General features: G+C 66.3%; 11 protein-coding genes. 4 read left to right on the forward strand and 7 right to left on the reverse strand.

The window, feature by feature from the left end; translation table 11 throughout:
* Positions 1-20: 20 nt before the first annotated feature.
* From ACIPPQ_RS18025 to ACIPPQ_RS18040, 4 genes are all read right to left on the reverse strand, one after another.
* The gene (locus ACIPPQ_RS18025) at positions 21-791 is read right to left on the reverse strand and encodes a TIGR02186 family protein (RefSeq protein ID WP_446545438.1); all 771 of its coding nucleotides are present in this window, start codon (positions 789-791) and stop codon (positions 21-23) included.
* On the reverse strand, positions 788-1696 hold the full coding sequence (locus ACIPPQ_RS18030) for a sulfite exporter TauE/SafE family protein (protein WP_327455701.1): 909 nt from the start codon (positions 1694-1696) through the stop codon (positions 788-790). The genes ACIPPQ_RS18025 and ACIPPQ_RS18030 overlap by 4 nt, the downstream gene beginning before the upstream one ends.
* Positions 1697-1801: 105 nt before the next feature.
* Positions 1802-2932: a hypothetical protein gene (locus ACIPPQ_RS18035; protein ID WP_446545439.1), complete on the reverse strand. Its 1131-nt coding sequence runs from the start codon at positions 2930-2932 to the stop codon at positions 1802-1804.
* Positions 2929-4350, reverse strand: a complete 1422-nt coding sequence (locus tag ACIPPQ_RS18040) for a glycosyl transferase family protein (protein ID WP_446545440.1) — start codon at positions 4348-4350, stop codon at positions 2929-2931. Before ACIPPQ_RS18040 ends, ACIPPQ_RS18035 begins: the two co-directional genes overlap by 4 nt.
* A gap of 137 nt (positions 4351-4487) precedes the next feature.
* On the opposite strand from ACIPPQ_RS18040, the gene nhaA reads away from it, so the two are divergent.
* Positions 4488-5771, forward strand: coding sequence for a Na+/H+ antiporter NhaA (nhaA, locus tag ACIPPQ_RS18045; protein ID WP_446545441.1), 1284 nt, complete (start codon positions 4488-4490; stop codon positions 5769-5771).
* A complete protein-coding gene (locus ACIPPQ_RS18050) occupies positions 5771-7114 on the forward strand; it encodes a hypothetical protein (RefSeq protein WP_446545442.1) in 1344 nt (447 codons plus the stop codon). The genes nhaA and ACIPPQ_RS18050 overlap by 1 nt, the downstream gene beginning before the upstream one ends.
* A gap of 16 nt (positions 7115-7130) precedes the next feature.
* On the opposite strand, the gene ACIPPQ_RS18055 is transcribed toward ACIPPQ_RS18050, so the two are convergent.
* Positions 7131-8870, reverse strand: coding sequence for an N-acyl-D-amino-acid deacylase family protein (locus tag ACIPPQ_RS18055; RefSeq protein ID WP_446545443.1), 1740 nt, complete (start codon positions 8868-8870; stop codon positions 7131-7133).
* Positions 8871-9009: 139 nt separating this feature from the next.
* Between ACIPPQ_RS18055 and ACIPPQ_RS18060 the strand changes: the two genes are divergently transcribed.
* The gene (locus ACIPPQ_RS18060; RefSeq protein WP_446545444.1) at positions 9010-9759 is read left to right on the forward strand and encodes a class I SAM-dependent methyltransferase; all 750 of its coding nucleotides are present in this window, start codon (positions 9010-9012) and stop codon (positions 9757-9759) included.
* 3 nt (positions 9760-9762) lie between these two features.
* Positions 9763-10074, forward strand: a complete 312-nt coding sequence (locus ACIPPQ_RS18065; RefSeq protein ID WP_446545445.1) for an alkylphosphonate utilization protein — start codon at positions 9763-9765, stop codon at positions 10072-10074.
* Here the strand turns inward: ACIPPQ_RS18065 and ACIPPQ_RS18070 are convergent.
* Both ACIPPQ_RS18070 and ACIPPQ_RS18075 read right to left on the reverse strand, forming a co-directional pair.
* Positions 10071-10595, reverse strand: coding sequence for a cupin domain-containing protein (locus ACIPPQ_RS18070; RefSeq protein WP_446545446.1), 525 nt, complete (start codon positions 10593-10595; stop codon positions 10071-10073). The two genes, ACIPPQ_RS18065 and ACIPPQ_RS18070, sit on opposite strands and share 4 nt — an antisense overlap.
* Before the next feature lie 64 nt (positions 10596-10659).
* Positions 10660-10919, reverse strand: a 260-nt coding sequence (locus ACIPPQ_RS18075; protein WP_446545447.1) for an acyl-CoA dehydrogenase family protein, incomplete at its 5' end; no start/stop codon positions are given.

The following is a 10919-nucleotide window of genomic DNA, read 5'->3' on the forward strand; positions in this document are numbered from 1 at the left end:
TTAAGGCCGACCGGCCCCTTTTAACGGCGACGAAATATAGCCGAAGCCCCATATCCGAGCACGAGCGAGAGCAGCACCGCGGACAGGCCGTAAAGAAAGCCGTGGCGCTGCGCCGCGAGCGCGACGAAGCGTTCGAAGCCCGCCTTGCGGATCTGGACGTCGCGCGAGGCGACCGCGAGCACGCGGCCGCGGCTGATCAGGTAGGTTTCGGCGCGATAGGTGCCGACGGGAACGCGCGCCGGAACGGGGATGCGTGCGCGATAAAGCACGCCTTCGGTGATCTCCACCGCAGAGGGATTTTCATAAAACAACCCGATCCGGCGATAGAGATCGCTGAGTCCCGCCTCGAAACGTTCGAGTTTTTTCGCTTCGGAAAAGCCGCTCGGAGACATCGACAGGTTCGCGAGGCCGAGTTCGAAAATCGCCGCCGTCCGCTCGTCGACCAGCTTGTCGATCGGCCGCGACGATCCGATCGCGTAGAAACCGGGCGACGTCCGCAGCCGCAGACTGTTCGCATTGACCCAGATACCCGCGACGCGCTGCTTTTCGCGCAGGATGATCGGACGCACCGGCCCCTTCAGCACGACGACGATGTCGGCGCGGTCGTCAGGCAGGCGCTGGCCGGGATAGAGGATCGCGCCGAACAGCAGCAATTCCTCACCGGTAAAGCTGTACTGGATGTCGATCGCGCGGCTCGACACGTCGGGAACGAGCCGCGGGTCGGCCGCGTGCGCCGTCGCGGGCAGGAACAGCGCCGCCGCCCAAAGGATCAAGGCGGTGCCGCGCGTCATTGCACCGTGTAGATTTCTTCGGGGCGGATGAAGAGGTCGACCCCCATGCGCAGCGCGACGAGCAGCACGATCGCGGCAAGCGCCATGCGCAGATATTCGGGCTTCACCTTTTGCGCGAAGCGCGCGCCGACTTGTGCCCCGATCACGCTGCCGAGCAGCAGTAGCCCCGCGAGCACGATATCGACCGCGCCGGTGGTCAGCGCGTGGACCATCGTCGTCGCGATCGTCACGAACAATATCTGGAACAGCGACGTGCCGACGACGACCTGCGTCCCCATTCCGAGCAGGTAGAGCATCGCGGGCACCATGATGAAGCCGCCGCCAACGCCGAGCAGCATCGTCAGCACACCCCCGACCAGGCCGAGCAGCAGCGGCGCGAGCGGCGAGATATAGAGGCCCGAACGATAGAAGCGCCAGCGCATCGGCAGGTTGGCGACCATCGGATGGTGGCGGCGCTTGCGCGCGGGCGCTGGCAGTCCGGCCTTTACCGCGCGGTAGCTTCCCCACGCCTCGCGCCCCATGAACGTGCCGACGATGCCGAGCAGCGCGACGTAGAGGATGTTGATCACCGTATCGATCTGCCCCCACGCGGTGAGCAGTTCGAACAGCCCCGCGCCGATCAGCGAACCGAGCAAGCCGCCCGCGACGAGCACGCCGCCCATACGCAGGTCAACACCGCCGCGCTCGAGATGCGCCATCACCCCCGACACGCTCGCGCCCGTCACCTGCGTCGCCGCCGATGCTGCGGCGACCGTCGGCGGGATGCCATAAAAGATGAGCAAAGGCGTGGTCAGGAAGCCGCCGCCGACGCCGAACATCCCCGACAGGAAACCGACCCCGCCGCCGAGCAGCACGATAACCAGCGCGTTGACCGACAGATTGGCGACTGGGAGGTAAAGGTCCATGGGCTCCGACGAACGTCCGCGGCGCCGGATGCGCGCCGATTCCAAGGACCCTAGACCATTTTTCCGGGGTGGGGAATCGGCTGTCGTGCCTTATTTCGCGCTCGATCAGAAGTCGGCGGCGAGGGTCAAGGCAAGCCCGCTTTCGGGACGCGCATCGCCCGCGATCCGCTGGCGCCAGTCGAGCGCGATGCGGCCGCCCTCGCCGACTTGCGGAAGGCGCAGCGTCAGCCGCGGACCCACGTCGACGCGTGCCGTACCTGGCTGCACCGCCCCCGCGGCCAGCGCGCCGATCCGCAGCGGTGTGGTTTCATCAAGCCCAAGGCGGCGATCGACGACAATCGCACCGTCGGCAAATCCGTCGCGCCGCCGCGTCCCGACCACGCCCGCCTGCGCATAGGCGTCGAGCCGGAAACCGACGGGCAATGCAACTTCGGACACCCCGCCGCTCGCCATGACGGCGAGCGCGGTGCGCCCCTCCCTCCCGGCAGCGACGCGCTGTTCGATCGCGACGTCGACCGGCAGGCGCGCGAGCGGCGCAAAGGCGAGGCCGAACGCGATCTCGCGCTGCCCGGGCCGCTGGACCGCGATCGTCGCGCGGCCATAGGCACGCGTCCGGCCCGTCTCGCCGAAACCATAGGCGAGGCGCAGCCCGGCCTGACTCCCGCCAAGCTGGCTCGCCGCGCCGATCGCGTCGGGTGCATTGCCCGACCCCTCGCGCAGATAGAACCAGCTGCCGAGCGACCAGCTCGAAAGCTGTCGCCGGATCCAGAAGGGCTTGCCCTGCCCCGGCTCCGCCCGCGCCGCAGGGGCAAAGGGGAAGAAGGCGCTGCCGGTTCCGACGGCCGCACGCGTTGCGCCGCCGGGCGCCGGCGGCAACAGCCGCGCCATCAGCGCGAGGCGAAGGCTATGACGGTCGGCACCCAAGCCGCCCGAGACGGCTTCGTCATCGACCGGCGCAGGCACGCCGGCCATTATGGAAGGCGGCTCCGAAATCGCGACCGGTCGCGCCGCCGCCACCGCCCGCGCTCCAGATATTTGAGGCCGGCCCTGCATATCGGCGGTACTGACCGCAAAGGACGAAGGCGGCATCCATGGTGCCGTCGGCGCATCGGGGGGCAACGACAAGGCGGGATTCCACAGCATCATGACCCGCAGGACAATCCAGCCGCCGACGCACAGCAGCAGGAAGCGCAGTGCCGGCGCATCGCGGCGCGCGTCGGCGCGGCGCACCATCATCGCACCACCGCCCGTGCGAGCGCGTCGCCGGGGGCGCCCTCGTTGTCCGCATGCTCGGTCTTGTCCCAGACGACCTCACCCGACCGCAGCATCCGCCAGTAGAGCACGACCGCGCGCCGTGCGGCGAGCATCGCGATCACATTGGCGACAAAGGCGCGCGGTAGCGCCAGCGCCGCTTCGCGCCAGCCGTACCAGCGCGCCGTAAAATGGGCGCGGATCGCCATGCGCCAGCCGAGCAGCATCGCGTTGAACGCCAGCAGCAACCGCATGGCATCGCCGAGCGACGGTGCCGTCCAGCCCAGGAATTCCTGCCCCGCCCAGCCAATCGCTATGACGATCAGCCCGGCATAAGCGGCGAGCAGGACAAGCGCCGCGAGCGGCGCGCGGCGATCGCGCCAGAGCATCCAGCGCGCGAGCCAGTCGCGACCGGAAGAAAGCCTGTCCCCGACCTGCCGCGATCCCGGCCAGCCAAGATGATCCCAGCCCGCCAGCGCGATCCCGGCGACCCAGCGCGCCTTCTGCTTCACCGCGGCATCGACTACGCCGGGAAAGGTGCCGCGCGACACGATCCGGTCGCCCGCCGGCCCGGTCGCTTCGACGAAGCGCGCGCCGAGACCATAGGCACCGATCACCATGCCGACCTCATAATCCTCGGTCAGGCTGTCGCAGCGAAAGGGATCGCCGCCGCGCTCGATCGCCAGCAGCGCCAGCGCGGTGCGCGTGAGCGCGCAGCCGACCCCCGCCGAAGGCAACGGCATGCCGAGGCGTGAGCGAACGACCAGCTCCTTGCCGTGCGCTTCGGCAAATTCGTCGCCATAATGCCCGCCGATCCAGCGCGAACCGCGCGCAACGAGCGGCACCACCGGGATCTGCACCATCGCATTTTCGCCAAGGTAGCGGCGATACAGTGCGAGCTCGCCGGGATGGACATGATCTTCGGCATCATGGAGGACGACGGCGGCGAAGCGCATGCCCTCCGCTCGCTCGTCCTCGCCCAGCGCCGCCCACAGCCGATTGAGGTTATCGCCCTTGGTCGTCGGTCCGTCGCGGCCTCCAATGACGAGCCGCACCCGCCGGTCGCGAGCGACCAGCGGCGATATGGCAAGGAGCGTTGCGGCATCATTGGGATAGCAGCCGACATAGATGCGGACATCCTCTCCGTCCCACGCGGCGAGCGTACGGCGCAGCATCGCAGGCAGCACAGCGGCCTCGTCCCACGCGGGTATGAAGACAGCAAACCGGCCGTCGAGCGGCGGCGTATCGGGGCCAGCGCGGCCGCGGCGGCGCGTCGCCAGCCAAAAAGCGTCGAACAGGAGGTCGTCGAGCCCGATCAGCAGGATCCCGACCGACGCGAACAGCATCAGTTCGTGGCCAGCCCCGAGCACCAGCCATTCCAGCCATGCGGTCGATAGCTTCACCCTGCTAGCCCGCCCCCACCGGTGACATGACGTCATCCAAGCCGACAGTGCTAATGACCGACGTGAATTTGTAAAGCGGGGTAGCCCTCGTTAGTTAACTTCGCCGTCCCGGAACGAACCAAGGAATCACTTCACCCATGAGCCGCGATTTTCCGCCCCGCTCCGCGTTACGCGATTTTCTCGAAAGCGAAAGCGCGGGCGGCATGCTGCTCATTTTCGCAGCCATTTTGGCGATGATTGTCGCCAATTCGCCGCTCGGGACGCTGTATCACGACGCGATTCATGCCGAAACCGGCCCCGTCCTGACCGACAAGCTCGGGCCGATGACAGTGCATCTTTGGATCAACGACGGGTTGATGGCGATTTTCTTCCTGCTCGTCGGGCTGGAGATCAAACGCGAGTTCGTCGATGGGCGACTCGCGAGCTGGGACCGGCGGCGGCTGCCCTTTATCGCGGCGGCGGCGGGGATGGCAGTCCCTGCTATCCTCTATTTGGGTTTTGCCGGTGGGACGCCCGGTCTCGCGCAGGGGTGGGCGATCCCCGCCGCGACCGACATCGCCTTTGCGATGGGGGTGCTCGCGCTGCTCGGCAAGCGCGCGCCGACGTCGCTCAAGCTGTTCCTCGTCACCGTCGCGATCGTCGACGACATGGGCGCGATCGCGATCATCGCGCTGTTCTACACAGCCAAGATCAACCTCGTCGCGCTCGCCGCCGCCGCGGTAATCCTGGGCATCATGTTCGTGATGGGCCGAATGCGCGTGCGGAGCCTGCCGCTCTACCTGCTGATGTTCGCTTTCCTCTGGTACGCGATGCTGTTGTCGGGGGTGCACGCGACGATCGCCGGGGTGCTCGCGGCGATGGCGATCCCGTTCGACCGCACGCCGGGCGCGCCCGACAGCGCGACCTCGCCGCTCCACCGGCTCGAACATGGCCTCCATCCGTGGGTCGCTTTTGCGATCGTGCCGCTGTTCGGCTTCGCCAATGCCGGGGTCGACATCCGGGGCCTCGGGATCGACCAGTTGTTCGCGCCACTGCCGCTCGGCATCGCGGCGGGGCTGTTCCTCGGCAAGCAGATCGGCATTTTCGGTAGCGTCTGGCTGTCGGTCAAGCTCGGCATCGCGGGCAAATTGCGCGGGGCGACATGGCTGCAAATCTATGGCGTCGCGATGCTGTGCGGCATCGGCTTCACGATGAGCCTGTTCATCGGCGGCCTCGCCTTCCCGGGTAATGCACTGCTGGTCGAGGAGGCGAAGATCGGCATCCTGATGGGATCGCTCGCTGCGGCGCTCACGGGCTTTGCGGTGCTCCGCTTCGCGCCGCCACATCCCGAACATGGGGCGGTCGAAAGCGCGTCCGATGCCGAGATCGCCGCCGATGGCGATGTGCGTGACACCTCCGAAACGCGCGCTATGGCGGACTGATGCGCAAATTCGTCATCCTGTCGATGCTTGCCGCCCTGTCGGGCTGTGCCGCAAGCGAAACCAAAACGCCGCCGAAGCTCGGGGTCGCCACGCTCGACGTGCGCCGCACCGCCGCCTCGACCAAGGCGTTCGACGAGATTGCGGCCTCCTATCTGCGCCTGACGCTCGAAATCGGGACGCACGAGGCGGGCTATATCGACGCCTATTACGGCCCGCCCGAACTCAAGACAGCCGCCGAGGCCGCACCGCGCGACAAGGCTGTATTGCTCGCCGCGACGCGCGAGCTGATGGCACAGATCGACCTCGCGGCGCGGCGCATCCCCGACCCGCTCGAACGCCGCCGCGCAACTTTCCTGCGCGCGCAGCTTCGCGCCGCCGAAACGCGGCTGATGATGATGCAGGGCACGCGCTTCGCCTTCGCCGACGAAGCCGAGCGGCTGTTCGGCGTGCGGCCGCGGCTGAAACCGCTCGCGAGCTACGACCCCGAACTCGCGAAGATCGAGGCGCTCGTCCCCGGCAACGGCGCCCTCCCGGACCGCGTCGAGGCCTATCTCGACGCCTTCACCATCCCCAAGGAGCGGCTGCAAAAGACCTTCGACGCCGCGATCGCGCGTTGCCGCGGACGCAGCATGGCGCATATCCCGATGCCCGAAGGTGAGAGCTTCCGGCTCGAATTCGTCACCGGCAAAAGCTGGAGCGGCTATAATTATTATCAGGGCGGCTATCACAGCCTGATCCAGGTCAACACCGACCTGCCAATCCGCCTGTCGCGCGCGCTCGACCTCGGCTGCCACGAAGGCTACCCCGGTCATCACCTCCTCAACATGAAGCTCGAGGAAAAGCTCGTGAAAGAGCGCGGCTGGAGCGAGTTCAGCGTCTATCCGCTCTACAGCCCGCAGAGCCTGATCGCCGAGGGCAGCGCGAATTATGGTATCGACCTCGCCTTTCCCGAAAGCAGCAAGGCCGACACCGAGCGCGATGTGCTGATGCCGATCGCCGAGATCGAGGTGCCGTCGGACGATCGTTACTGGCAGCTGCTCGCCGCGATCAAGCGCGCGTCGGGTGCACGCCTGACAATCGCACAGCAATATCTCGACGGCGAAATCGATCGCCCGACTGCCATCGCGCTGACGCAGAAATATCTGCTCGTCTCGGCGAAGCGCGCCGAACAGTCCGTGAGCTTCACCGACGAGTATCGCAGCTATGTGATCAACTACGGCCTCGGCGAGACGATGGTCCGCGCGTGGGTCGAACGCGGCAAACCGTCGCGCGACGAAATGTGGCGGCGTATGGCGAAGATCGTCAGCGAACCGACTTTGCCTTCGGATTTGCTGGGGCGGTGACGCGCGAGGCGGCGGATTACTCCGCCGCCATCGCCATTTCGACGCGCTGCGGACCGCGGATCACGCCGCCCGGCGTGGGCCCCTGCATCGCGCCGTCGCGGAAGGTCACCACCCCCGACTTCACCGTCGCGACATAGCCGTCGGCCTTTTGCAGCAGGCGTTTGCCGCCCGCGGGCAAGTCGAACGCGAGCCACGGCTTGCCGAGCTTGATCGCGTCCATGTCGATGACGTTGAGATCGGCGAGATAGCCCGGCGCAAGTACGCCGCGATCTTCGAGGCCATAAAGCAGCGCCGTATCGCGGCACTGGCGCTTGACCGCATGTTCGAGCGCGATGCGATGGCCTTTGCGGTCGCGCACCCAGTGCTGCAGCATGAAGGTCGGCGAAGCGGCGTCGCAGATCGTACCGCAATGGGCGCCGCCGTCCGAGAGGCTGTTCACCGTGTCGTCCGACGCCTGCAAATCCTCGAGGAAATTGAGGTTGCCGTCGCGATAGTTCAAAATCGGGAAATAGATGAAGCCCTTGCCGTCGTCCTTCATCAGCAGGTCATAGGCATATTCGGCCGGCGAGACGCCCGCCGCCGCGGCGCGGCCCGCGATGCTCTCATCCATCTTCGGCTCATAGTTGAAGTCGGGGTCCATTTCGAACTGCACCGGCCAGCCGAGGGCGACGACCTTGAGGAAGTCGATGATGTCACTTTCGGGCCAGATATTGTCCTCTTCGATCATCCGCGCCTTGAACGCCGGGTCTTTCAGCTTCGCGAGCTGCTGCTCCCACGGCAGGTCGATGATCTCGTTCCACGCGGGCTTGAAGCGGAACGGATGCACCGTCCCCTGCCACGCCATGATCACGCCATTGCCGCGCAACGCGATCTGCGCGACGATGTTCGCGCCGGTCGCATTCTGCTTGCGCATCTCCGAAATCTGCTCCTCGAGCGGCAGTTCCTTGGCGATCGACTGCAGCGCCGCGAAGGTCACCGGCAGCCCGGTTTCGCGGCTGAGGTCACCCATCCACTGGAACTCGTTCCACTCGCGTTTCATGTCGCTCGCCATTTCGAACACGCCGTACCCGACGCGCCCCATCGCGCGGCCGATCGCGATCAGTTCCTCGGCGGTCGCGGTCGTGCCGGGAACGAGTTCGCCGTCGATCGACTTGTGCAGCACCGTGCGGCTGGTCGAGAAGCCCAATGCGCCTGCACGCACGCCTTCCTCGACGATGCGCGACATTTCGGCGATGTCCGCGTCGGTGGGGATCGCGCCCGGCTTTTCGCGGTCGCCGAGCACATAAGCCCGAACCGCACCGTGCGGCACGTGGCACGCGACATCGACCGTGCGCGGCAGCCGTTCGAGCGCGTCCATATATTCGGGGAAGGTCTCCCAATCCCACGACATGCCTTCGGCGAGCGCAGTGCCGGGAATATCCTCGACACCCTCCATCAGCGAAATCAGCCAGTCGTGACGGTCGGGCTTGGCGGGCGCGAAGCCGACGCCGCAATTGCCCATCACGACGGTGGTGACGCCGTGCCAGCTCGACGGCGCCATTTCGGCATCCCATGTCGCCTGCCCGTCATAATGGGTGTGGACGTCGACGAAGCCGGGAGTGACGATCTTGCCGCTCGCGTCGATTTCTTCGCGCGCCGCGCCGAGGTTTTCGCCGACCGCGACGATGCGGTCGCCATCGATCGCAACATCGGCGACAAAGGGCGCTCCGCCCGAACCATCGACGACGGTGCCGCCGCGAATCACCAGATCATGCATCTCCGCTCTCCCAAGCTTTTGGCCAGATTTTTTAGTTTCACGAAGAAACCTATCATCAAAATCGCGAGATGCAAATATGCGCGCGGGGCGTGCGGTAAACCGCTATGATGACTTCATCAACAGCATGGGAGTCGCTACCATGATCCGCCCGCTTACCCTCGCCCTGATGCTCGCCGTTTCGGCGACCCCGCTCGCTGCCAAAGAGTCGGCCGCCCCCAGCTACAAGGCTGCGCTAGCCGATCCGGCACGGCCCGCCGCCGACCGGTCCCGCGACGCGGCGCGCAAGCCCGCCGAGCTGCTCGCCTTCGCGCAGATCAAGCCCGGGCAGAAGGTCGGCGATTATGTAATGGGCGGCGGTTATGTCACCCGCCTGCTCGCCGCGGCGGTCGGCCCGTCGGGTAAGGTCTATGGTTTCCAGCCCGCCGAATTCATCGCGTTCAAGAAGCAATATGGCGACGATCAGGCCGCGGTCGACGCCGCCTATGTCAATGTCGACGCCGTCGCCGGGCCGTTCGCGGCGCCCGCCTTTCCCGAACCGCTCGACACGATCATCACGGTGCAGAATTTCCACGACCTGTACCTCAAGCCCTTCCCTGCGGAGACGGGGGACAAGGCGAGCGCGGCGCTGTTCGCGGCGCTCAAGCCCGGCGGCACGCTGGTCGTGGTCGACCATAGCGCGGCGAAAGGCAGCGGCACGACCTTGTCCGACAGCCTCCACCGGATCGACAAGGATGCGGTCGTCGCGGCGCTGACCAAGGCGGGTTTCAAGCTCGAAGCCGAAAGCGACCTCTATCGCCGCCCCGCCGATCCGCGTAGCGCCAATGTCTTCGACGACAAGATTCGCGGCAAGACCGACCAGTTCACGCTGCGCTTTCGCAAACCGGGATAAGAGATGAGCAGCGACGACGAAGACTATGTCTATGACGAGGCAAGCGGGGAATGGATGTCCGCCGGCGATATCGCCGCGCGCGACGCCGCCGCGGCCGCAGGTCCCGAAGTACGCGACGCAGTCGGCAACCTGCTCGCCGACGGCGACTCGGTCGTGCTGGTCAAGGATCTGACCGTTAAGGGCGCGGGGCAGACGCTGAAGGTCGGCACTGTCATCAAGTCGATCCGCCTGACCGGCGATGCGCAGGAAATCGACTGCCGCCACGACGGTATCAAGGGACTGGTGCTGCGCGCGGAGTTTGTCCGCAAACGCTAGGCGCGCGCAGAAGGCGGCGCTTCCGTACTCCAGGCGGGCCGCGCCGCATCCATCCCCGCGACCACCTTGTCCCAATAGGCTTCGGTGCGGCCCTGAAATTTCATGTCGAAGCTTTCGACCGTCCGGAATTCGAGCACCTCGACGCCATCGGGGCCGGGCTTGTACGTGTACGGCACGTCGCTGCCGACGAAGAATCCGTCGCCCGCGCCCAGCTCCTCGGTGCCGAGCTTCAACGAGCCCGCGACGATATAATAGAGGCAGTCGGCGTCGTGGCTGTGCAGCGGCAGGGCGAAGCCGCTTTTGAACCAGGCATAGGTCAGGCTCATATGCGGGAGCGAGAACAGGACTTTCGTGATGTTCCCCTCGTCCACGCCGGCCTGGACCCAGCGGCCGATGCCCGCCTCGACGATCGGGGTCAGCCCGGCGAGCGTCATCTTGTCGGTTTCGTTGAGGTCGGGCGCGTCGGCTCCCCTGAAAATCCGGAACGACGTCGCGTCCCTTGCGCGATCGGCTTCGGCCATGGCTCTCTCCTCTTCGTGCTTCGCGCCGATCATGCCGCAAGCGGAAGAGAAGAGTCCATCCCGATCAGATCTTGCCCAACGTCTCGCGCCGCGTCCCCAGGAACCCGAACAGGTAAGCGGCGACCTTGCGCATCTGGATTTCTTCGGCGCCTTCGGTGATGCGGTATCTGCGGTGGTGGCGATAGATGTGCTCGAAGGGTTTGTGGCGCGAGTATCCGATGCCGCCATGGACCTGCATCGCGCGGTCGGCGGCTTCGCAGCAGAGGCGGTTGGCCCAGTAGTTGCACATGCTGACCTTGTCGGAGAGGGTGCGCTCGACCTGTT

This window comes from Sphingopyxis sp. LARHCG72 (assembly GCF_052871675.1).